The organism is Halocola ammonii (genome assembly GCF_049334165.1).
Lineage (GTDB): Bacteria > Bacteroidota > Bacteroidia > Flavobacteriales_D > Sanyastnellaceae > JBEGHD01.
Genome location: NZ_JBEGHD010000005.1, coordinates 77,287 through 98,738 on the forward strand (window position 1 = coordinate 77,287; position 21,452 = coordinate 98,738).

21 protein-coding genes are annotated in these 21,452 nt (G+C 45.6%); 7 read left to right on the plus strand and 14 right to left on the minus strand.

What is annotated here, in order from left to right:
* Positions 1-13 precede the first annotated feature (13 nt).
* Together rfbB and ABHV44_RS06585 are read left to right on the plus strand one after the other, a co-directional pair.
* Entirely contained in the window at positions 14-1,075 is a 1,062-nt protein-coding gene (rfbB, locus tag ABHV44_RS06580) for a dTDP-glucose 4,6-dehydratase (RefSeq protein WP_459073873.1), read from the plus strand.
* A 30-nt stretch (positions 1,076-1,105) separates the two neighbouring features.
* Entirely contained in the window at positions 1,106-1,852 is a 747-nt protein-coding gene (locus tag ABHV44_RS06585) for a tyrosine-protein phosphatase (protein WP_459073874.1), read from the plus strand.
* Positions 1,853-1,899: 47 nt separating this feature from the next.
* Here ABHV44_RS06585 and ABHV44_RS06590 read toward each other — a convergent pair whose 3' ends face one another.
* Both ABHV44_RS06590 and ABHV44_RS06595 read right to left on the minus strand, forming a co-directional pair.
* Positions 1,900-2,220, minus strand: a complete 321-nt coding sequence (locus tag ABHV44_RS06590) for a 2Fe-2S iron-sulfur cluster-binding protein (RefSeq protein WP_459073875.1) — start codon at positions 2,218-2,220, stop codon at positions 1,900-1,902.
* A gap of 10 nt (positions 2,221-2,230) precedes the next feature.
* A complete protein-coding gene (locus tag ABHV44_RS06595; protein WP_459073876.1) occupies positions 2,231-3,244 on the minus strand; it encodes an NAD(P)/FAD-dependent oxidoreductase in 1,014 nt (337 codons plus the stop codon).
* A 145-nt stretch (positions 3,245-3,389) separates the two neighbouring features.
* Here ABHV44_RS06595 and ABHV44_RS06600 point away from each other — a divergent pair, with 145 nt between their 5' ends.
* The gene (locus tag ABHV44_RS06600) at positions 3,390-4,661 is read left to right on the plus strand and encodes a T9SS type A sorting domain-containing protein (protein WP_459073877.1); all 1,272 of its coding nucleotides are present in this window, start codon (positions 3,390-3,392) and stop codon (positions 4,659-4,661) included.
* A 12-nt stretch (positions 4,662-4,673) separates the two neighbouring features.
* Positions 4,674-6,557, plus strand: a complete 1,884-nt coding sequence (locus ABHV44_RS06605; RefSeq protein ID WP_459073878.1) for a T9SS type A sorting domain-containing protein — start codon at positions 4,674-4,676, stop codon at positions 6,555-6,557.
* Between the two features lie 56 nt (positions 6,558-6,613).
* On the opposite strand, the gene ABHV44_RS06610 is transcribed toward ABHV44_RS06605, so the two are convergent.
* The 4 genes from ABHV44_RS06610 to trmB all read right to left on the minus strand — a co-directional run bounded on the left by ABHV44_RS06610 (position 6,614) and on the right by trmB (position 9,133).
* Positions 6,614-6,889 (minus strand): NifU family protein, encoded by a 276-nt coding sequence (locus tag ABHV44_RS06610; protein ID WP_459073879.1) that lies wholly within the window; start codon positions 6,887-6,889, stop codon positions 6,614-6,616.
* 1 nt (position 6,890) lies between these two features.
* Positions 6,891-8,006: an Mrp/NBP35 family ATP-binding protein gene (locus ABHV44_RS06615; protein ID WP_459073880.1), complete on the minus strand. Its 1,116-nt coding sequence runs from the start codon at positions 8,004-8,006 to the stop codon at positions 6,891-6,893.
* Between the two features lie 78 nt (positions 8,007-8,084).
* Positions 8,085-8,432, minus strand: coding sequence for an MGMT family protein (locus ABHV44_RS06620; protein ID WP_459073881.1), 348 nt, complete (start codon positions 8,430-8,432; stop codon positions 8,085-8,087).
* Positions 8,432-9,133, minus strand: a complete 702-nt coding sequence (gene trmB / locus ABHV44_RS06625; protein WP_459073882.1) for a tRNA (guanosine(46)-N7)-methyltransferase TrmB — start codon at positions 9,131-9,133, stop codon at positions 8,432-8,434. The genes ABHV44_RS06620 and trmB overlap by 1 nt, the downstream gene beginning before the upstream one ends.
* Before the next feature lie 58 nt (positions 9,134-9,191).
* Here trmB and ABHV44_RS06630 point away from each other — a divergent pair, with 58 nt between their 5' ends.
* Together ABHV44_RS06630 and ABHV44_RS06635 are read left to right on the plus strand one after the other, a co-directional pair.
* The gene (locus tag ABHV44_RS06630) at positions 9,192-10,256 is read left to right on the plus strand and encodes a glycosyltransferase (protein ID WP_459073883.1); all 1,065 of its coding nucleotides are present in this window, start codon (positions 9,192-9,194) and stop codon (positions 10,254-10,256) included.
* A gap of 22 nt (positions 10,257-10,278) precedes the next feature.
* A complete protein-coding gene (locus ABHV44_RS06635; protein ID WP_459073884.1) occupies positions 10,279-10,734 on the plus strand; it encodes a nucleoside deaminase in 456 nt (151 codons plus the stop codon).
* Here the strand turns inward: ABHV44_RS06635 and ABHV44_RS06640 are convergent.
* The gene (locus ABHV44_RS06640) at positions 10,729-11,064 is read right to left on the minus strand and encodes a MerR family transcriptional regulator (protein WP_459073885.1); all 336 of its coding nucleotides are present in this window, start codon (positions 11,062-11,064) and stop codon (positions 10,729-10,731) included. The genes ABHV44_RS06635 and ABHV44_RS06640 overlap by 6 nt on opposite strands.
* 113 nt (positions 11,065-11,177) lie before the next feature.
* Positions 11,178-12,149 (minus strand): M23 family metallopeptidase, encoded by a 972-nt coding sequence (locus ABHV44_RS06645; protein ID WP_459073886.1) that lies wholly within the window; start codon positions 12,147-12,149, stop codon positions 11,178-11,180.
* A 142-nt stretch (positions 12,150-12,291) separates the two neighbouring features.
* Between ABHV44_RS06645 and alaS the strand changes: the two genes are divergently transcribed.
* Positions 12,292-14,904, plus strand: coding sequence for an alanine--tRNA ligase (gene alaS / locus ABHV44_RS06650; protein WP_459073887.1), 2,613 nt, complete (start codon positions 12,292-12,294; stop codon positions 14,902-14,904).
* Here alaS and ABHV44_RS06655 read toward each other — a convergent pair.
* From ABHV44_RS06655 to dnaJ, 6 genes are all read right to left on the minus strand, one after another.
* On the minus strand, positions 14,896-15,330 hold the full coding sequence (locus ABHV44_RS06655; RefSeq protein ID WP_459073888.1) for a DUF5684 domain-containing protein: 435 nt from the start codon (positions 15,328-15,330) through the stop codon (positions 14,896-14,898). The two genes, alaS and ABHV44_RS06655, sit on opposite strands and share 9 nt — an antisense overlap.
* A 152-nt stretch (positions 15,331-15,482) precedes the next feature.
* Positions 15,483-16,655, minus strand: a complete 1,173-nt coding sequence (locus ABHV44_RS06660) for a sigma-54-dependent transcriptional regulator (protein WP_459073889.1) — start codon at positions 16,653-16,655, stop codon at positions 15,483-15,485.
* A gap of 59 nt (positions 16,656-16,714) precedes the next feature.
* Entirely contained in the window at positions 16,715-17,641 is a 927-nt protein-coding gene (locus ABHV44_RS06665) for a Ppx/GppA phosphatase family protein (RefSeq protein ID WP_459073890.1), read from the minus strand.
* A gap of 3 nt (positions 17,642-17,644) precedes the next feature.
* Positions 17,645-19,012, minus strand: a complete 1,368-nt coding sequence (locus ABHV44_RS06670) for an ABC transporter permease (protein WP_459073891.1) — start codon at positions 19,010-19,012, stop codon at positions 17,645-17,647.
* Positions 19,005-19,937, minus strand: coding sequence for an ABC transporter ATP-binding protein (locus ABHV44_RS06675; RefSeq protein WP_459073892.1), 933 nt, complete (start codon positions 19,935-19,937; stop codon positions 19,005-19,007). Before ABHV44_RS06675 ends, ABHV44_RS06670 begins: the two co-directional genes overlap by 8 nt.
* A gap of 379 nt (positions 19,938-20,316) precedes the next feature.
* A complete protein-coding gene (gene dnaJ / locus ABHV44_RS06680; RefSeq protein WP_459073893.1) occupies positions 20,317-21,447 on the minus strand; it encodes a molecular chaperone DnaJ in 1,131 nt (376 codons plus the stop codon).
* Between the last annotated feature and the right edge of the window lie 5 nt (positions 21,448-21,452).

The following is a 21,452-nucleotide window of genomic DNA, read 5'->3' on the forward strand; positions in this document are numbered from 1 at the left end:
ATTAGAACTCACCATGCAAAAAGCTCAGAACATTTTAGTTACCGGAGGTGCAGGATTCATCGGCTCACACCTCGTGAGACATCTTGTTGAACGCTATCCGAGCTACACGATTGTAAACCTCGATAAGCTTACTTATGCGGGCAACCTGGCAAATTTGCAAGACGTTGAATCCGCAGCGAACTATCACTTTGAGAAAGCCGATATCTGCGATAGTGAAGCGGTCCAGGGTATTTTCGAGAAGCATTCCATCGATGCAGTGATTCATTTGGCTGCCGAAAGTCATGTCGACCGTTCTATCTCAGATCCGAAGTCTTTTGTGGAAACCAACGTGGAGGGTACGCTAACCTTGTTGAACGCAGCTCGAAGTTACTGGGGAGAAAACCCTTCCGGCAAACTGTTTTATCATGTCAGCACTGATGAGGTTTACGGGGCACTGGGTGACACCGGTTTTTTCACAGAAGAAACTTCATATGACCCTCGAAGTCCCTATTCGGCATCTAAAGCTGCGAGTGACCACCTGGTGAGGGCGTACTATCACACCTTCGGTCTGCCTGTGGTTATTTCTAACTGCTCTAATAATTACGGTCCTTACCAGTTTCCAGAAAAATTGATCCCGTTGATGATTCACAACATCCGTGAAGAAAAGGACTTGCCAGTTTATGGAAAAGGAGAAAATGTTCGCGACTGGCTCTGGGTAGGTGATCACGTTTCCGCTATTGATACAATTTTCCACAAAGGAAATGTGGGCGAAACCTACAACATCGGTGGAGATAACGAATGGAAAAACATCGACCTTGTGCGTCTGTTGTGTGACAAAATGGATGAACAGCTCGGTCGTCCCGAAGGAAAATCTCGCGCTTTAATTAAGTTCGTTAAGGATCGCGCAGGCCACGACCTTCGCTATGCCATCGATGCTTCGAAAATCAAAAAAGAACTGGGCTGGAAGCCTCTGGTCACTTTCGAAAAAGGATTGGCAATGACAGTCGATTGGTATCTCAAAAACGAGAGCTGGCTGAGAAACGTAACTAGTGGAGACTATCTCAACTACTACGAAGAACAATATCAAAAACGATAATCGTTAGGACAAAATAATCAGGAGCTCCGCATGGGTTTTTTAAAAAGGCTTTTTGGAAAAGAGCAACTCGAAGAGCCGCTGGACTTTTCAGCGGTTAAGGCGGATATGCACTCTCATCTTATTCCAGGCATTGACGATGGAGCTCCAGATCTCGAAACAAGTATTTCTCTGATCAAAGGTCTGACGAAACTTGGGTTTCAAAAAATCATCACAACTCCTCACGTGATGAGTGACCTCTACAAAAACGACAGTGAAACCATCTTGCGTGGTCGCGATCAGGTGATAGATGAACTGCGCAAACGAAACATGAATGTTGGATTTGAAGCCGCGGCCGAGTACTACCTGGACGATCATTTTGAGAAACTCATCGAAAAGAAGGACATCCTTTCTTTCGGAGACAACTACGTTCTTTTCGAGCTCTCGTTCCTTTCGGAGCCTGCATCCTTGATGAGAGCCGCCTTTGATCTTCAAATGGCGGGTTACAAACCTGTCTTGGCTCATCCAGAGCGCTACAACTACTGGCATTCAAATCCCGAGAAATATATTGAACTTTCGGAAAAAGGGCTTTTGCTTCAATTAAACCTCAATTCATTGGCGGGGCTTTACAATCCGAAAGTCAAAAAAATTGCCGAGTACATGATTGATCATGAAGTAGTCGATTTTGTGGGTACTGATTGCCACAATGGCCACCATCTGGACGCTACCTTTCATGCCAGCAGAGTGCCGCATCTTCACAAGTTGATAGAGTCAAAAAAAGTGCTGAACCACACGCTTTAGAGCAATGCGGAAAAGCACTTTTGATTTCTTGAGATAGTATAACTTTTCTAAACCTCTGCCAGCCTCACTTTCAAACCATCCAGGTCTTCAGTGATTTTTATCTGGCAACCCAGTCGGCTGTTGTCCTCCACGCCAAAGGCCTGATCGAGCATGTCTTCCTCGTCATCGCTAGGCTCGTGGAGCTCATGATCTGATTCCACGTACATGTGGCAGGATGCGCACATGGCCATGCCTCCACACGTGCCTTCGACAGGTAATTCGTACGACTTGCACAGCTCCATCATGTTCATGTTCATGTCGGTTGGAGCATCCAGTTCGTGAGCTTCGCCTTCACGATCGATCACCGTTACTTTTATCGTGTCCTTCATTTTTTACTGATTAAAATCCCTGAACACCATTTACAGTGGTGTATTTCAACACTGGGTCTTTCTTGTCAGGGTTAACGATTTTGTAAGCAGACTGAACCATGAGCGTAGCTTCGTGGAACCCGCAAAGGATCAGCTTCAGCTTGCCAGGGTAGGTGTTGATGTCGCCAATGGCAAATATCCCGGGCACGTTGGTGCTGTAGTCGAACGTGTTCACCTCAATAGCGTTTTTGTCGATGTTGAGGTTCCAATCTGCAATTGGTCCTAGTTTAGGAGCAAGGCCAAAAAGAGGAATCCAGTGATCGGTTTCTTTCACGATATCTCCATCTTCTCCTTTCTGCTTTATCACCAGCGAGTCAACTTTGCCGTCTCCGTTTATTCCAGTTACTTCAGCATTGGTGATTAGATTGATTTTGCCTTCTTCGGCCATATCCATCACTTTCTGAACGCTGTCGGGATGTCCGCGGAAAGAACCTCTACGGTGAACGAGAGAAACTTCTGAAGCAACGCCATTGGCAAGGTAAATGGACCAGTCGAGAGCTGAGTCGCCTCCTCCGGAAATTACAACTCGTTTGTTGCGATATACTTCAGGGTCTTTAATGATGTATTCAACTCCTTTGTCTTCATAATCATCGAGGTTGTCGATAGGTGGTTTGCGAGGCTCAAAGCAGCCAAGTCCACCCGCGATTGCAATCACTGGTGCTCTGTGCACAGTGCCGCGGTTGGTTGTCACAATGAATTTGCCTTCATCGTCTTTTTCAATGGTTTCGGCTCTTTCACCGAGAGTGAATCCAGGTTTGAAAGGCTCGGCCTGTTTCATGAGGTTGTCTACCAGATCGCCTGCCAGCACCTCTGGAAATGCCGGAATATCGTAAATCGGTTTTTTCGGATAAATTTCACTGCACTGTCCACCAGGTTGAGGAAGCGCATCGATAAGGTGGCATTTTAATTTTAAGAGTCCCGCTTCAAAAACGGTGAAAAGTCCACAAGGTCCTGCTCCAATGATCAGGATATCGGTTTCTATCATTCCTTCAAAATTTTGTTGCAAAAATAATTGATTTTTAGGATCTGATAATCCTTCATCAAACCCTAAAACAACCAGCTTTCACCAATGTTTCGGATTTGTCAGAATCAACTATTGTTGGTACTTTCAGGGGCTAAATACATACACTATGAAATCATTTCTTCGACTAACCTTTCTATTTGCTTTTACTTCAATTTTTTCAACAGCCTTTTCGCAATGCGATGGTAACCGATACCTCAACCTCGTTTTTACGGATGTGGAAGTAACCGAGGCAATTCCTTTCGGAAACAATGTTACCTACCAGGGAATTGAGCAGGAACTGTTGCTCGATGTTTATCAACCAGTGGGCGATGATCTCGAAGAGAGGCCACTTCTTATTATGGTTCACGGAGGTAGCTTTGTGGGTGGAAACCGCGATGGACAGGACGTTGTTCCGCTCTGTATGGATTTTGCCAAAATGGGGTACACCGTGGCTTCTATCGATTACCGCCTCGGAATCACTCTTTCTTTCGACAACCTCGAGGGAGTTCTTACTGAAGCCGTTCTTCGTGGCGTTCATGACTTTAAGGCTGCAGTTAGGTTCTTCAGAAAGACTTATCAGGAAGATGGAAATCCATACAACATCGATCAGGATCGGATTGTTGCTGCAGGTGTTTCTGCTGGAGGGTTCATCACTTTGCATCATGCCTACATGGACGAGGAAAGTGAAATCCCAGATGTGGTAGACTTCAACCAGCCGGGTCTTGGTGGAGGAATAGATGGTGAAAGTGGAAATCCGGACTACTCTTCTGACGTAATCGGAGTGGTAAATATCGCTGGAGCACTCAAAGACACAACCTGGATGGAACCTGAGGACGAGCCTGTTTGCAACTTTCACGGAACCAACGATCAGACGGTCCCTTTTTCTAGTGACTCACTATACTTTTTGAATCAGTTTTTTGTGACAGAAGTGGATGGTAGCGAAGCTGTCGATGCTAAAGCAGAAGAACTGGGAATTGCCCACTGCTTCGAAATTTATCAGGGTGCCGGCCACGTGCCACACGCATCAAATGCACTGGCATACGACACTACTCGATCAATAATGAGTAACTTTCTCGGAAGTCTGGTTTGCCCGGAAATTTCCCTGGACTGTGATTACCGGGAGTTGGAAGTTTCGGTAAACGAAATAGCGGCCAGTCAAATTCAACTGGAGGTTTACCCCAACCCGACTAAAGACGAAATATTTTTGAGATGGGGTGAAAGAGCCAAAGCGCTGAATTACGATATTTATGATGCACGTGGAGTAAGAGTGAAGAGCGCAAAGCTTAACCCAACAGGAGATGAAGTCAGGATAAACGTGAACTCACTTGCCGATGGATTTTACGTGCTGCATTTTAGAACCGAAAACACCTCAATTCAAAAAACTTTCTTGAAAAACTAAAATCTCAACAGGATGAACCGATTTTTACTTACACTATTAGCACTGACCCTGGGAATGATGAGCTCATTCTCACAGTCAGCTTATGAATATTCTGACTTTGCAACGCTGGATGATACGTTTCTGGTAAGTGTTGCCGACCCAACTGAATTTCAGTCTCTAGATCTTAGTATCTCTGGTGAAGGCGTAACGTGGGATTATTCCAATCTAGAGCCTCAGGTTCAGGAAACGAGAATGTTTCTCAATCCAGATGACGCTGGATACTTTGCACCATTCTACGCCAACTGTCTTCTTGAAGGAGGAGACTTTTTGGGATGCGAGGAGGAATGGAATGAACTGACGAATATGGCTTTGCCTCAGTCTATCCCTGCGCTGGACAATGAACAGGTGGATACCGAAAACCCAATTTTCCACTACAATAAAGTGGACTCCTATTTTATTGAAACGATAGCTGGAATCACTTTCAACACAGAAGACGGAGGTCAGGTTCCTTACACCGTAACTTACGACACTCCTGATACTCTCTATCGTTTCCCGATAGAATATGGAGACGTCAATCAAAGCAGTCGTCAGTTCGAAGTCGACCTTTCGCCTCTGGGCTTCAACGCCCAGCTGGTAAACAATCAGGTTCGAGAGAATGAGGTCTCGTCTTACGGGACTTTAATCACTCCGTTTGGTACTTTCGAAAACACCATTTTGATGGAGTCTGAAGTTGTTGCCAACGACACCATTTTTTTCCAGGGGTTTCCAATTCCAACACCGCGCGAATTTCTGGAGTACCGTTGGTTCCATCCCGATCATGGATTGCCTTTGCTTACTGTGGTTGTAGATGTTTTTCCCGAGGATCAATCAACTGTAATAAGCTCGATCGAATATCTCGATATCGTGCAGTGCCTCACTCCTGAAGCAAGTTTCACGGCATCATCACAAAACCCGCAGATTCCTCTTGGCGAGGAAGACATTGAGGTGCAGTTCAATTTTACAGGTGGAAATGCCGATCAGGTGACCTGGGATTTTGATGACGGTCAGACAGGCGAGGGCTTCAATGTGGCTCACCTTTTCACAGAGCCTGGAGTTTACCAGGTGACAGTTACTGCTTGTAACACGGCCTGCGAACCGCTTGAATGTGATGAAGAAACTATCACGATCAACGTTTCTGAGGAGCTGCCACTTGCTGCAGAATTTTTCATAGATCCGTCAGAAAGCGGTTGCACGGGAAATGCAGTTACTTTTTCCGATCAGTCTACCGGAGATCCGGAAACATGGCTTTGGGATTTTGGCGATGGCTCAACTTCAGAAGCTCAGAATCCTTTTCACATTTATAACGAGCCAGGTGATTATACTGTGACTCTAACCGTCACTGACGATACAGGTGAAAGCGAGCAGTCTCAGGAATACACTGTCTTGCAAGGTCCGGAAGTGGAGCTGGGAGGGCCTTACGAAATTCCAGAAGGAGGTTCAATCATTTTGGACGCTGGACCAGGGTTCGTCTCCTATTCGTGGAACACTGGTGAGGAAACTCAAACGATCGAAATATCTGCGGATGACATCGATGGAGAGCAACAGTTTTCAGTTTATGTGACTGCCGAAAATGGCTGCGTGGCAAATGATGTGACTGTTATTAGCGTAATCACTGATATTGAAGACTTGCAGGAAGAGAAGTTTTCACCGAAAGTCTATCCAAACCCAACTTCTGGAAAATTTACGATCGAAGGAGTGGGAGCACAAGTTTGTGAGGTGAAAGTTATGACCTTGTCAGGAAGGATCGTTTTTGATAGAACGATTGAGCCAGAGACTGGAACTTTGAAAGTCGAAAATGCTGACTTTGCAAGCGGTCTTTATTTGCTGAAAGTTGTGGAAGGCTCACGAATGGCCATAAAAAAGCTCATCGTGGAATAATTCCAGATGAGCTTTAAAAGAGTTTATTAACTGCCCGTTCTTGAGAGCGGGCAGTATTATTTTCCAAAAGGAGTTGCTGTCTCTGGGTCAGGCATATTCACAGCTTCTACGCTTGTGATTTGAGGTGCATTTTTCTTAATCGCTTCTTCCACACCTGCCTTCATGGTCATCATGCTCATGGAGCAGCTGCTGCAAGCTCCGTGAAGCTCTACCAAAGCGCGATTGTCTTCGGTGATCTCAACCAGGGTGATGTCGCCACCATCGGCCTTGAGATAAGGGCGCAAGTCCCTAAGTGAATTTTCAACGCGTTCTTTCAGATCTTTTTCTGACATGTTATTTTGGGTATTGCATGGAAACCTTCACCGCTTTGGTTGGATCCTGGTTTTCATTTCTGTTCTTAACCTCTTTTTCAAAGTTATCAATGATTTGATCAAAAACCTGAGCAGACGATGTGTTTTCCTGAAGTACAGCTGGGCGGCCTACATCCCCAGCTTCGCGAATGCTTTGAATGATCGGCACTTCACCGAGGAATGGAACATTTGTGTCTTCCGCCAGATTTCGCACTCCTTCCTTCCCAAACAAGTAGTGCTTTTCACCGCTGCCGTCAGGTGAGCTGAAGTACGACATGTTTTCAATCAGTCCGACTACTGGTACATTGATAGAGTCCAGTCGGAACATGCTAACTCCTTTTTTGGCATCTGCCAGAGCTACTTCCTGTGGTGTGCTAACGATAACCGCACCGGTGAGTGGCACAACCTGCACCAGCGAAAGGTGGATGTCTCCGGTTCCCGGAGGCAGGTCAACGATCATGTAGTCGAGCGGTCCCCACCAGGCATCGGTAAACATTTGGTTGAGTGCTTTACTGGCCATTGGCCCGCGCCAAACGATGGCTTCTGTTGGATCGGCAAAAAATCCGATCGAAAGCATCTTCACTCCGTAGTTCTCCAATGGCTCTATGTACTGCTTACCTTCCTTCTCAATGGTTTTTGGTTTTTCGTAAACCAGGTCAAACATCATCGGCATTGAAGGACCGTAGATATCGGCATCAATTAATCCCACTGAGTGGCCTTTTTTGGCTAGACCTGCAGCGAGGTTTGCGGCAACAGTAGATTTTCCAACTCCACCTTTACCTGAAGCCACTGCAATAATATTTTTAACTCCGGGAAGTACTTTTCGGGTGTCGGCAGATTTGCCCTCTTTGTCGAGTGCTTTCACCTCAGTCTCCACTGTCCACTCGTCACCGAGCACTCTGTGGATGGCAAACTCGCAAGCCTCTTCCATGCGTTTTCTGGAGTGCATGGCCGGGTTGCTCACCTGAACAACCAATTTGATGGTTTGTCCTTCAACCTCAATGCTTTCTACGAGGTTGAGCTCTACAATATCTTTTTTCAGGTCGGGCTCGATTACGTTGCCCAACGCTTCTTTTACCGCTTCTTTGGATATGCTCATATTGCTTGCAAATTTAAGGCATTCTCGCCTTATGCCATAGCTCTTTTCGTGGCGATTTGTTCACTCACTAAAGTAGCGCTACAGCGCGAGTTCAACCGTAGGATCCCAGAAATGTTTTTCGAACTCGACTACCTTGTCATCTTTGACTTTTATTCCTTCTGCCTCAAGCCGATCGGCCATTTCAAACGGAGTAGGGAAGTGGCTTTTGCCAGTGAGTATTCCCTGTCGATTTACAACTCTGTGAGCGGGGACAGGTTCGGGATGAGAGAAACTGGCGTTCATGGCCCAGCCTACCATTCGCGAGGACCTGGCAGAGCCGAGATATTTGGCAATGGCACCGTAGGAAGTCACTCGTCCTTCGGGGATGAGTTTGGCAACTTCAAACACGTCTTTAAAGAAATTCTGTGTCCTTTCGCTGTAGGCCATCAGAGTTTAAATTTGATGTATTTGATCGGAATGCCCTCACCCAGCCACTTTTGCTCATAGAAAGTGCGGATCGAAAGGATATCCTGCATTTCTTGATCCAGGGTGCTCAGGAATCCTTCGTAAATGTTGTCGTTGTGAATCAGTAACTCCAGCCCTTCTTCTTCCACTACTTCCAATGTGTAGTCGTAAAAAAGCCTGCTGTCTGTTTTCACGTTGATGATTCCCCCGGGCTTCACAAATTTGCGGTAGCGCTCCAGGAATTTGGGTGAAGAAAGTCTCTTTGATCCTTTGTCGTCCTTGGGTTGTGGATCGCTAAAAGTCAGCCAAATCTCATCCACCTCATTCTTCTCAAAGAACCGGTCGATAAATTCGATTTTGGTTCTGAGAAAAGCCACGTTTTCGATGTTTTGCTCTTCGACTGTTTTGGCTCCTCTCCAAATGCGTGCACCTTTGATGTCGACACCGATAAAGTTTCTTTCGGGGAATCTCTTCGCCAGACCTACGGTGTATTCTCCTTTGCCACAGCCCAACTCGAGAGTGATAGGGTTTTCGTTTCCAAAGACCTCCGATTTCCACTTTCCTTTTTTCGGGTGGTCGTTGTCGATGAACGCCTTCACTTCCGGTTCGATCACGTGATCAAACGTTTTGTTTTCAGCGAATTTTCTAAGCTTGTCTTTTCCCATGGCTTCTTTTCTCAGCATGCAAATTTAGCCAATTGAAGATTTTCTTAATGGCACGTTTATCTGCTAAGTTTGTCGTGTGAAAAGGGAAAGCAAAAAAGTTTTGGTAGCTCCTCTCAACTGGGGACTTGGTCATGCCACACGGTGCGTGCCGATCATCAACTGCCTCGTGAATTTAGAGCTAGAGGTGATTCTCGCTGCCAGTGGACGCTCTGCCGACTTTTTGCGAATCACCTTTCCGGATTTGGAGTTGATTGACTTTCCGGACTACGGAATGACGCACCCAGTAAAGGGAAGCTTTGCCTGGCATTTAATCAAGAAGAGCGGTGCTGTTTTTAGATCTATCAGGGAAGAAAATGAAGTACTCAAAAAGATGGTGAAAGAACACCAAATCGATGCAGTGATCAGCGACAATCGCTATGGGCTTCATCACCCTGAAATTCCCACTGTGTTGATTACCCACCAATTAAACATCCAGGCTCCGCTGCCACTTCGCGGTTGGCTCAGAAAAATTGTGAGAGGCTTTGTAAAGAATTTCAATGAATGCTGGGTGCCCGATTTTGAGGGATCTCCAAATTTGTCGGGCAAGCTTTCGCATGGAAAAGGTATTCCCGAAAACGTTCGATTTGTCGGACCACTGAGTAGGTTTTCTGATAGCGAGTCTGAGCAGAAAGAGGAAGAAGCTCCGATCGATTACCTCGCTTTGATTTCTGGCCCTGAGCCGCAAAGGACACATTTCGAAAAAGAGGTTTTCAAAGAGTTTCTTGGGCTGGAAGGTAAAAGAGTTTTGATTTGTGGAAAACCAGATAGTGAGGGAAAGTCGAAAGAGTCAGGCATTGAGCAAATCAACTACCTCGGTGGCCTTGAGTTGGAATCGTTTCTGCGAAGGTCGAAGGTGATCACTTGCCGACCGGGTTATTCTACTTTAATGGACTTGTTTGCTTTAGGTAAAGGAGCGGTTTTGATTCCAACGCCAGGTCAAACGGAGCAGAAATATTTGGCAAAGCACTGGTCGAAATTTTGCGAAGTTCAGGATCAGAAGTCGATGGATTTAAAAAAGGCAACTGAGGTGAGGCCATTTCCCAAACAGGAAATTCCATCTTTGCAAAAGCAGATTGAAAACTGGTTGGAGAGGGCATTTTAAAAAAAATTAAAGTAGGAGAAAGATGCTGGAAAAACCCACAGATGAGCATTTCATGAAAATGGCTTTGAAAGAAGCCGAAGCGGCACTGGCAATGGACGAAATCCCTGTTGGCGCTGTCATAACTATCGGAGGGCAAATCATCGCCCGTGCTCACAACTACACCGAGCGACTTCACGATTTTACAGCCCATGCTGAGATGCAAGCGTTCACCGCAGCCTCCGAATTTCTAAATGGAAAGTACCTCGACAAATGCACGCTTTACGTTACACTCGAACCTTGCGTGATGTGTGCCGGAGCGGCTTTCTGGACGCGAGTTGGACGAATTGTCTTTGGAGCTCACGATGAAAAAAGAGGTTTCCTAACTGCCGCGGGTAAAGATGTACTTCACCCAAAAACAAAGTGGAGTGGAGGATTGATGGAAGAAGAATGCAGGACCTTGATACTGGATTTCTTCAAAAAGAAAAGAGACGGGCTATAAATTCTCTTTCAGGTCAATTAGGAAAGCTTTAATCGACTTCAGCCTCTTCACAATCTCAGCTTGTTCGATCGTTTCTTCTTTGTTGTCGCGGAGTTTTTTGCGAGCACCTTCCAGGGTGAATCCGCGTTCTTTAACCAGGTGAAAAATTACATGAAAATTCTCCAGGTCTTTCGGTGTGAAGAGCCTGTTGCCTTTCTTGTTCTTTTTCGGTTTGATGATGTCAAACTCTTTTTCCCAAAATCGTATCAGCGAAGTGTTGACATCAAAAACCTCAGCCACCTCACTGATGGAGTAGTATCTTTTCTCGACTTCTTTCTCTTTGTAGGGCATGAGTTGCTCGTGGCTTTTGAACTAACAAATATCAAAAAAATAGGGCCTCCTTTTAGAAGACCCTGTTTTTTGAAAATTATTTTGTAGTTCGAAAACTGATTTTCAACAAATCTTTAATCCAGCGACTGATTCGCTTCAGAGGCCTTCTTCAGCAGCTTTTCGTACTGCTCAGGAGTGAGATCGTTGAAGAAATAGTAGCCTGGATTTACACGCTCACCGTCTTTGCGCACTTCGTAGTGCAGGTGAGAACCGACTGATGTTCCGGTGTTGCCGACAAGTCCGATCACCTGTCCGCGTTTTACTTTTTGACCTCTTCTCACTTTTGGTTCACTCATGTGTGCGTAAAGCGTTTCATAGCCGTAGCCATGGCGAATGATCACGTGTTTTCCAAACCCGGTTCTGTCGTACTGTACATCTTCTACAACTCCATCACCTGTGGCGTAAATCTCTGTTCCTGTTCCGGCTGAAAAGTCGAGCCCGTAGTGCATTTTTGGGATTTTGTAAATCGGGTGAATTCTTCGGCCGTAGCCCGATGCCACTCTTCGAAGATCTTCGTTCCGCACAGGCTGAATTGCCGGAATCGAAGAAAGCATTTCTGTTTTCTTCTGAGCCATCTCAAAAACTTCCTCAAGCGATTTCGATTGAGCTACTAGCTGTCGCTGAAGTTTTGAAATGCGCTTTTTCGTTTCTACAATTTCGTCACTGTTGTCGTAACCTTTGAGTTTTTTGTATCTGTCAACCCCACCAATACCAGGCTTTCGAAGGTGTGCCGGATAGCGATCTGCCCCAAAAATATTTCGGTAAACGTCATCGTCTTTTTGTCGAAGGTCGGTTGCGAAGCTGTTGAGCGTATCGAGCTCTGCATTCATTACCTCGATTTGATTGTTCAAAAACTGGACTTCTCTGCGGAGAGCCACTTCTTTTGGACTTTCGAAAAGAGCATTGAATGCGGTAATGGAAATTGTCGAAATCAGAGCGAAGACTGCCAGGTACTTTAATGCGATTAGCAAGCGGTCTTTAAAAGTGCGCTCTACCTTGTCGTAAGTAAGTGTATGTGGGTTGTACTTATACTTCGCTTTCGCCATATTTTAAAGGTTATACCTTCGAATTTCGAAGGGGTAAAATTATCCAAAATCAGCTACATTTGCAATCGCCCGAACCGGGCCACTACTATTTAACGGATTTTAACCTAAACAGGTTTACGAAACGCAAAACGCTCTCAATTCCATGACATCCAGAGATATCAGAAAGACTTTCTTAGATTTTTTCGAATCAAAAGGACACTCGATTGTTCCTTCGGCTCCGATGGTAATTAAAGACGATCCAACACTGATGTTCACCAATGCCGGAATGAATCAGTTTAAGGATGTAATTCTAGGTAACGTAGAGCCTAAAAGTCAGCGTGTTGTCGATTCTCAGAAATGTCTTCGCGTTTCTGGAAAACACAACGATCTCGAAGAGGTGGGAGTGGACACCTATCACCACACCATGTTTGAGATGTTGGGAAATTGGAGCTTTGGAGACTACTTCAAAAAAGAAGCAATTGAATGGGCGTGGGAACTACTGACGGATGTTTACAAAATCGATAAAGATCGCTTGTACGTCACCGTTTTCGAGGGGGATGATTTCGATGGGTTGCCGAGAGATGAGGAGGCGGAAAAGATATGGCTCGACATTGTTCCAAAAGACCGCATACTCTCAGGAGATAAAAAGGACAACTTTTGGGAAATGGGCGATACGGGACCTTGTGGACCAGCATCGGAGATTCATGTGGATTTGCGCAGCGATGAGGAAAGAAAAAAAGTTGATGCAAAAACACTGGTGAACCAGGATCATCCGCAGGTGATCGAAATTTGGAACCTGGTTTTCATGGAAAAGAGCCGGAAGGCTGATGGCTCATTGGTGAACCTTCCGGCAAAACACATCGATACCGGGATGGGTTTTGAGCGCCTGGCTGTTGCTCTTCAGGATAAAAAATCGAACTACGACACTGATATCTTTACTCCGCTCATCGAGGCGATTGAAAAAATCTCATCGAAAAAATACGGCCGTTCGGATAGTAAACAAGATGTGGCTTTCAGAGTAATCAGTGATCACGTGAGGGCAGTTGCTTTTGCAGTTGCAGATGGCCAAATGCCTTCGAACACTGGAGCGGGTTATGTAATTCGTAGGATCTTGCGAAGAGCAATCCGCTATGGCTACAGCTACCTGGGAATGAAAGAGCCGTTTATCTACAAGTTGGTTGACGTCCTTGAACGTCAAATGGGAGAGTTTTTCCCAGAGCTGAATTCACAGAAAAAACTGGTTGAAAAAGCAATTAAGGAAGAGGAGGAGAGTTTTCTCCGCACACTCGACAAAGGAATTGATCGTCTCGAGCAACTCATCGCTTCAACTAGAGGTAAGCAGCTCGATGGAAAAGCGGTTTTCGAACTTTACGATACTTATGGGTTTCCGGTAGACCTCACAGCTCTGATTGCAGCTGAATCGGGAATGGAAATCGATCAGAAAGCGTTTGAAAAACACCTGGAAGAGCAAAAAGATCGTTCTCGTGCGGCAACGAAGATTGAGGCTGGCGACTGGGTAGTGGTTCGACCGGATGAAAAAGAAGACTTCGTTGGCTACGACCAGCTTTCATCAGAAGTGAATATAACGCGCTACAGGGAAGTGAAAGCGAAAAAGAAAACGAGCTACCAGCTGGTTTTCGATCGCACTCCTTTTTACGCTGAAGGAGGTGGTCAGATTGGCGATGCTGGAGTTATCCAAAATGAAAAAGAGACGATCCGAATTGTCGACACTAAGAAGGAAAATAACCTGATTATTCATTTTGCTGAAAAGCTTCCGAAAAATCCCGAAGCTACATTTCAGGCTACAGTAGATCGTCAACGTAGAAATGAAACGGCAAGGAATCACACAGCTACACACCTGCTTCACCAGGCACTTAGAGAAGTCCTCGGTGATCACGTGGAGCAGAAAGGTTCTTTGGTTCACCCTGACTACCTGAGATTCGACTTCTCTCACTTTTCTAAGGTGACAGATGAGGAGCTGGATAAAGTTGAGCAATTGGTAAATCGCAGAATTCGTGAGAATCACGATAAAGATGAGTATCGCGCAGTACCCATAGAAGAGGCGAAGGAAATGGGCGCGATGATGCTTTTTGGAGAAAAATACGGTGACCTTGTTCGAGTGATTGGCTTTGGCGAGTCAAGAGAACTCTGTGGAGGTACACACCTTCCAGCAACCGGAAACATCGGCTTCTTCAAAATCACTAATGAAACTTCTGTGGCTTCAGGAATCCGAAGAGTGGAGGCCGTTACTGGAGAACGCGCTGATGAATTTGTGAAAGATCACGAGAAGACATTGAATGAACTCAAGCAGATGATCAAAGGTAGCAACGATCTTCCAAAAGCCGTTAGCGATCTGATTTCGAAGAATGAGGAGCTTACTAAAACGATCGAAAAGCTAAACAGGGAGAAAGCGAAGAATCTGAAAGGTGAGTTGCAAAATGAATTCGAAGAGCTGTCTGGGGTGAAGTTCTTGTCGAAGAAAATCGACCTATCTCCGGCAGACGTAAAAGATTTGGTGTTTCAGTTGAAAAACGAGCGTCAGGAAAACCTCTTTGTAATTTTTGGAACGGAGCAAGATGGAAAGGCGCTGCTCACTTGTGGGATTTCGGAGAACCTTGTAAAAGAAAAAGGCCTGCACGCGGGCAACATTGTCCGCGAGCTGGCCAAAGAGATTCAGGGAGGTGGAGGTGGCCAACCATTTTTTGCCACTGCCGGAGGTAAAAATCCGGAAGGGTTGGCCTCCGCCCTGAGTAAAGCTAAACAGTATTTAAGCTAGTTGTTGCGAGTGTCTTAATTTCAAGTCTTCGATCGGCTTTCCGTAAACAGGGCCTTCGTATTCTTCTTCGTACGACAACCCGAGGTTGAACATGTAGAAGATGTTGAAAAGCACTACAAGGAAGTAGTCGACTTTCTGAAACTTACCGAAGCTTTGTGCAACTTCGATCAAAAGCTTGAAACCAAAGAAAACATTGAATACCGGAATCAGGAAGTACAAAATGTGCTTGTCCGGGCGGCCTACCATTCTTAGAGCAGCAATCAAATCGTAAATTGGAATAAATGCTGCTAGTGCTGGTTGATCAGCTTTTGCGAACAACTTCCACTTGGCAACTACTCCAATTAGAAGCATGAAAATGATGAGAAGAACCCCGCCTGGTCCTACGGTATTTATAAATGCGTTGTAAATGTTACTTAAAGTCTCCATGGCAAAATAATTTTAAAGGTTTGTATCGGCTTAGAAGTCAGTATCTTTTGATTCTACTAATAAGACGAGGCCAAATTATTTGGGTTGCCTGTGGAAATGTAACCTTGACTTTGAGCTTGCGTAAAGAAAGGGTTTTATCCGGGTAAAAAGATCTAAGTCAAAGACGGCTGAGCGTAAGCGTTGACGTCCTCTGCATCGATTTTCTTGGGGCACAAAATGATGAGTCTTTCAATCACATTTCTGAACTCACGAATATTACCTGTCCACTTGCCTTTTTGAAGCTCCTCAATAGCCTTTTTAGAAATTTCTTTTGGGGCAATGCCATACTCTTTGCAAATCTGATCAATAAAAAAATCGGCTAATAAGGGGATATCTTCTTTTCTTTCCCTCAAGGCCGGAACCTGAATCAAAATCACGCTCAGGCGGTGGTAGAGGTCTTCGCGGAAGTTTCCTTCTTCGATTTCTTTCTTTACGTTTTTGTTTGTAGCAGCCACTACTCGCACATCCACTTTGATGTCTTTGTCGCCTCCAACACGGCTGATCTTGTTTTCCTGCAAAGCACGAAGCACCTTGGCCTGAGCCGGCAAACTCATGTCGCCTATTTCGTCCAGAAAAAGAGTTCCGCCATTCGCTTGCTCAAACTTGCCTTTGCGCTGTTTTACTGCAGAAGTAAAAGCGCCTTTTTCGTGTCCAAAAAGTTCACTTTCGATAAGCTCTGATGGAATGGCTGCGCAGTTGACTTCGATAAACGGACTTTTTGCACGGCTACTTTTTTCGTGAAGCTGGCGCGCAACGAGTTCTTTTCCGGTTCCGTTTTCTCCAGTGATCATCACACGGGCATCGGTGGGAGCAACTGTTTCGATCATTTCTTTGATCTTCATGATTGGCTCAGATTCGCCAATAATGCTCGATGAAAATTTCTTATTTACTTTCTGCCGTAACACCTTGGTTTCCTCAATAAGTGAAGATTGATCCAGTGCATTGCGGAGAGTAACCAAAATGCGATTGAGGTCGAGTGGTTTTTGGATGAAATCAAAAGCGCCTTTTTTCAATGCTTCCACGGCAGTTTCCACTGTTCCGTGTCCGGAGATCATGATGACAGGACTTTCAACATCCTTTTCCTTGAGTTTCTCGAGTACTTCGATGCCGTCCATTTTTGGCATTTTAATGTCGCAGAAAATGCAATCATACTTCGTTTTTGTTGCCTTTGTGATGGCCGATGGCCCGTCTTCGGCATCGTCTACTTTGTAGTCTTCGTATTCGAGAATTTCCTTTAGCGAACTGCGAATAGCCGCTTCGTCATCTATGATCAGTATTTTGGACATGTCCTTCTTTTGTTTGGTGATTTTGACAGCTCGTTTGTCAAAATTTATTCCAAAGATATTTATTCATACATCAATTCCGAGAGTGCACCTTCCTTTAGGGCAAAGGCCGAATGACGCAGGTTTTTGATTTTCAGTTTTCTCAATAAAAATCGAATGATGATCAGTGAAAAAACAATCATCTCAGCTCGCATGGTAACCAGGCCGGGGAAATGGAGGCGCTCTTCGGTGGTTGTGGGTAAGAGCGTTTTGTAAAGCCAGTTGAAATCTTCTAGTGGGATAGCGTGGTGTTCGGACATCACATTCACTTCAGCGTTTGGGTTTTCTCGTGCCTCAATCATTTCAACCACCGAGTCGAAAGAACCAGATGAACCGATCATCGAGTGGATATCAATTTCTCTGCATGCCTCGAAGAGAGGAGAAAGTTCGCTGTTGAGAGTGTTTTCCAGGTTTTGGATATCCTTTTGGCTCGTAGGATCCGAAGGTTTTAGGCGCTCCAGCAATCGACTAACTCCGAGGTCGAAGCTCTGTTTCCAAAGCACTCTTTCTTCCGTTGCCAAGATAAGTTCGGTGCTACCTCCGCCAATATCAACGATGAGATCGACTTTGTCGCTGAGCCAATCGGTTTGTACCACTCCTTTATGAATAAGCTCAGCTTCGCGATTCCCATCAATCACTTCTACTGAAATTCCGGTTGAGTCTTTCACGGCTTCAACAAACTCCTGCCCATTGGAAGAACTGCGAATGGCCGATGTCGCGAAAGCGTGATGCTTCTCAACTGACCATTCTTTCATGGTCTGAAGGTGGCTTTCCATCGCTTTGATTCCACGTTGAAAAGCAGCGTCAACGATCTTTGATTCGTTCATGCCGCCTTCACCGAGCTTCACGGCAATTTTGGTGTTGAAAACGTGCTTCCAGTCGCTACCGGTTTTTTCGGCAATTAGCAAATTGAAAGTGTTGGTGCCGAGATCAATAATCGCAAATCGCATCGGCTAACTTTTAAACCTTAGCCAGCGCCAAAGCTCTTTGTAAGAAGCCTTTTTGCCGTACATTAAAATGCCGGTACGATAGATTTTGCCAGCAATCCAAACAATCAGAATAAACGTTCCAATTAATACCAGTGCTGAAAGCAACACCAGCCACATGCCACCTGCAGGGCCCATGGCCACTTGAAGCATCATTACAATGGGAGAGGTAAATGGAATTACTGCGAAAATTTGTCCAATGGACCCCTCTGGATTGGTTAGCATAAATTCGGCAACGATGAATCCGAAAACCAAAGGAATGCTCACCGGTAGCATAAATTGTTGTGTGTCGGTCTCGCTGTCCACTGCCGCGCCAACTGCCGCGAAAAGTGATCCATAGAGCAAGAACCCACCAATGAAGTAGAAAATAAAAGAACCGATCATCAACGGCCAGTTGATTCGGAAAAGAACCTGGAAAACCGGGTTCTGCGCCAACACTGCGTAAAGATCTTGTTGATCGCCTCCCACCTGAGCCATTTGCTGCTGGTCGAGCACGGCAGAAGGACTCACGTAGCCAGCGTTGAAAATGATTTGAACAACAATAAAAATCACTCCTGAGAGAACAACCCACAAGAGGAACTGAGTGAGTCCCACAAGTCCGATCCCTACGATTTTGCCCATCATTAATTGAAAAGGCTTCACTGAGGACACGATGACTTCTACAATTCGATTCGTCTTTTCTTCAATCACTCCGCGCATCACCTGCACTCCGTAAAGGAAGATGAAGAAGTAGATGATCACCGCGAAGGCAAAACCTACTACTGCACGTTCCTGCTTCAGCGAATCCTTTTTGTCGCTTGCTATGTCCTGGTCAACAAGCGTTACTTTTTGGTTGATCGACTTGTACTGTTCGTAGGTGAGGTTGATTTCGTTGTTTTTCTGCTTTCTCAAAATTCGGACTTCCTCGAGCGCTCCTTCTAACTCGTTTTCAATCTGTCTTTTTACAGAGACACTTGGCAACTTTTTGTGCACGAGCTCTGCCTTGCCTGTATTGAAGGTCATTTCATTCGTTTGCAGAATGAGTGTGTACTCGCTTTCAATAAATTCCTCATCTGAAATGGGTTCGTCCGTGAAGAAGTAGTGAATCTGTTCGGAATCATCGAAAAATCGCGGAGTGGCTTTCATGGCTTTGCCATCGGAGTCTTCACCCACTACAATTCCAAACTCATCGGTCACCAACACATTGTGAGTGGTGTCGTCTGACATAGCCAAAAAGATGGCTCCCACCATGAGTCCGGCAAAGAGCAGCGGACCCAGGAAGGTCATAACGACAAAAGACTTTTTCTTGACCCGCGTGAGGTATTCTCGCTTGATGATCAGTCCTGTTTTACTCATGGCTTTGTTCCTCCATTTTTTCGTTTACAGCTGCGATAAAAACTTCGTTCATTGTTGGGATCAACTCTTCCACGCCTTTGATTTCAACTGCTGGAATCAATGCCTGAAGCAAGTTGTTCAAAGTGTTGTCTCCAAGGAGCTTCACTTTGCAAACGTGGTTGAGATCGTCTTCAGAATCTTTTTCGATCAGCTCGAAGTTGGTCCAGAGCGCGTTGGTGAAGTCGAGCATGTTTCCTGTGAAAGTAATTCGGAAAATGTCTTTTGAGTATTTCTTCCGAATGTCGGCAACGGTGCCGCCAAGTATCTTTTTAGACTTGTTGATGAGGGCGATTTCTTCGCAAATTTCTTCCACAGAGCCCATGTTGTGGGTAGAAAGAATGATGGTTGTACCCTCATCGCGGAGTCGCATCAATTCGTCTTTTACCAGGTTGGTGTTGATGGGGTCGAAACCGCTAAACGGTTCATCGAGGATCAACAACTTTGGGTTGTGCATCACAGTTGTGATAAACTGGATTTTTTGAGCCATCCCTTTACTGAGCTCTTCCACTTTTTTGTTCCACCACTCGAGGATTTGAAATTTTTCGAACCAGTCTTTGAGAATGCGTTTGGCTTCCGCTTTTGACATTCCTTTGAGTTGAGCGAGGTAGATGGCCTGTTCCCCGGCTTTCATTTTTCGGTAGAGTCCACGCTCTTCGGGGAGGTAGCCAATTTGCTCTACGTGACGAGCTTTTAGTGGCTCTCCATCGAGAAAAATCTGACCGCTGTCGGGAGCGGTAATCTGGTTGACAATTCTGATGAGGGAAGTTTTTCCGGCACCGTTAGGGCCGAGTAGTCCGAAGATCGATTGTTTGGGCACTTCAATGCTCACGTCTGTGAGCGCCCGATGACCCGAGTAGGACTTGCTGACATCTTTTACACTTAGCATCTGGCAAGATTTGATTTGCACACAAATCTAACAATCCAACCGCTGATGCAGCAAAACTATTGTCGAACAGAAAATTTTAGTGATGAGTGGTTTGTGACGGATTGCAAATCCGATCATTTAGCAGCGCAGGATTGCAAATCGCTGCGCAGCGGATGATAACATTGAGAGCATAAAAAAACCTCCCCAATCTTGCGATCGAGGGAGGTCTTTCAAAATTTATTATTCAAGCTTTTGGACGTTGTCAGTTAAATAGTAAATGACGATGGTGAAAAGTTTGCTATCAAGGCTTGTGCAGTTTTGGAAATAAGGAGTGTACTACTGTACATGACTATTTTCAAAACAATCATAACGCAGATAGCGGGTTTTTCAACGAGTCAGTTTAGCTGAACATCTCCTTCACCTTCTGAAAGAAAGTTTTATCCTTTCTCGATGGCTGAGGAACGAAATTTTCTGAATCTCTCAGACCTTCCAAAATGGCTTTTTCTTTTTCGTTGAGGTCTTGTGGTGTCCACACGTTGATGTTCACCAGCAAGTCTCCATTGCCGTAGCTCTGAACGCTTGGCAAACCTTTTCCGCGCAGCCTCACAATCTTTCCGCTTTGCGTTCCCGGTTCGATCTTGATTTTCGCTTTGCTTTCTACTAAAGGAACTTCTACCGTATTTCCGAGAGCTGCATCGAGGAAGTTGACGTAAAGGTCGTAGTGCAGGTTTTTGCCATCGCGCTTCAGCACCTCGTGCTCTTTTTCTTCGATCACAACGAGCAAATCTCCGGGCTCACCGCCAAACGGTCCCTCGTTACCTTTTCCACGGATGTTGAGCTGCATGCCGCCTTCCACTCCGGCTGGAATGTCGATCGACATGGTTTGCTCTTCGCGCTTCAGTCCGTTTTCGTCTGCATCTTTTGGCTTGCTTTTTACGGATTTTCCGGTACCGTGACAAGTCGGGCAAGTCGATGTCGTTTGCATCTGCCCGAGTATCGTGTTGGTCACTCGCGAAACCTGTCCCATACCTTTACAAGTGGAGCAGGTGTCGTATTCCACACCTTCGGCCTGAACGAGCTTGTAAACTTTAATTTTCTTGGTAACGCCTTTTGCTATTTCTTCGAGCGTAAGCTTCACTTTGATGCGAAGATTAGTTCCTCGGGTTCTGCGAGAGCGGCCTCCACCGCCTCCAAAGCCTCCACCGAAGCCTCCGCCTCCGCCAAAGGCTCCTCCGAAGATGTCGCCAAACTGGCTGAAGATGTCGTCCATGTTCATGCCCTGGCCACCGCCAAAGCCACCCGCTCCGCCCATTCCCTGATGGCCGAATCGGTCGTAGCGCTGACGCTTTTCAGGATTGCTCAAAACATCATAGGCCTCTGCAGCTTCTTTAAACTTTTTCTCCGCATCGGCATCATCCGCGTTTTTGTCGGGGTGATACTTCAGTGCCAGTTTGCGGTAAGCTTTCTTGATCTCGCCATCTGATGCGCTCTTTGAAATTCCTAAAACTTCGTAATAGTCTCTTTTCGCCATGTCTG

Excerpts from the sequence above, each read along its gene's own strand:
- ABHV44_RS06640 (WP_459073885.1), bottom strand. The coding sequence starts at position 11,064 with ATGCCCTACAAAGAGAAAGAAGTCGAGAAAAGATACTACTCCATCAGT.
- ABHV44_RS06670 (WP_459073891.1), bottom strand. The coding sequence starts at position 19,012 with ATGAGTAAAACAGGACTGATCATCAAGCGAGAATACCTCACGCGGGTC.
- ABHV44_RS06590 (WP_459073875.1), bottom strand. The coding sequence starts at position 2,220 with ATGAAGGACACGATAAAAGTAACGGTGATCGATCGTGAAGGCGAAGCT.
- ABHV44_RS06675 (WP_459073892.1), bottom strand. The coding sequence starts at position 19,937 with ATGCTAAGTGTAAAAGATGTCAGCAAGTCCTACTCGGGTCATCGGGCG.
- ABHV44_RS06655 (WP_459073888.1), bottom strand. The coding sequence starts at position 15,330 with ATGGAGACTTTAAGTAACATTTACAACGCATTTATAAATACCGTAGGA.
- ABHV44_RS06635 (WP_459073884.1), top strand. The coding sequence starts at position 10,279 with ATGCTGGAAAAACCCACAGATGAGCATTTCATGAAAATGGCTTTGAAA.
- trmB (WP_459073882.1), bottom strand. The coding sequence starts at position 9,133 with ATGCTGAGAAAAGAAGCCATGGGAAAAGACAAGCTTAGAAAATTCGCT.
- ABHV44_RS06620 (WP_459073881.1), bottom strand. The coding sequence starts at position 8,432 with ATGGCCTACAGCGAAAGGACACAGAATTTCTTTAAAGACGTGTTTGAA.
- ABHV44_RS06605 (WP_459073878.1), top strand. The coding sequence starts at position 4,674 with ATGAACCGATTTTTACTTACACTATTAGCACTGACCCTGGGAATGATG.
- ABHV44_RS06645 (WP_459073886.1), bottom strand. The coding sequence starts at position 12,149 with ATGGCGAAAGCGAAGTATAAGTACAACCCACATACACTTACTTACGAC.
- ABHV44_RS06585 (WP_459073874.1), top strand. The coding sequence starts at position 1,106 with ATGGGTTTTTTAAAAAGGCTTTTTGGAAAAGAGCAACTCGAAGAGCCG.
- rfbB (WP_459073873.1), top strand. The coding sequence starts at position 14 with ATGCAAAAAGCTCAGAACATTTTAGTTACCGGAGGTGCAGGATTCATC.
- ABHV44_RS06615 (WP_459073880.1), bottom strand. The coding sequence starts at position 8,006 with ATGAGCATATCCAAAGAAGCGGTAAAAGAAGCGTTGGGCAACGTAATC.
- ABHV44_RS06595 (WP_459073876.1), bottom strand. The coding sequence starts at position 3,244 with ATGATAGAAACCGATATCCTGATCATTGGAGCAGGACCTTGTGGACTT.
- dnaJ (WP_459073893.1), bottom strand. The coding sequence starts at position 21,447 with ATGGCGAAAAGAGACTATTACGAAGTTTTAGGAATTTCAAAGAGCGCA.
- ABHV44_RS06600 (WP_459073877.1), top strand. The coding sequence starts at position 3,390 with ATGAAATCATTTCTTCGACTAACCTTTCTATTTGCTTTTACTTCAATT.
- ABHV44_RS06660 (WP_459073889.1), bottom strand. The coding sequence starts at position 16,655 with ATGTCCAAAATACTGATCATAGATGACGAAGCGGCTATTCGCAGTTCG.
- alaS (WP_459073887.1), top strand. The coding sequence starts at position 12,292 with ATGACATCCAGAGATATCAGAAAGACTTTCTTAGATTTTTTCGAATCA.
- ABHV44_RS06610 (WP_459073879.1), bottom strand. The coding sequence starts at position 6,889 with ATGTCAGAAAAAGATCTGAAAGAACGCGTTGAAAATTCACTTAGGGAC.
- ABHV44_RS06665 (WP_459073890.1), bottom strand. The coding sequence starts at position 17,641 with ATGCGATTTGCGATTATTGATCTCGGCACCAACACTTTCAATTTGCTA.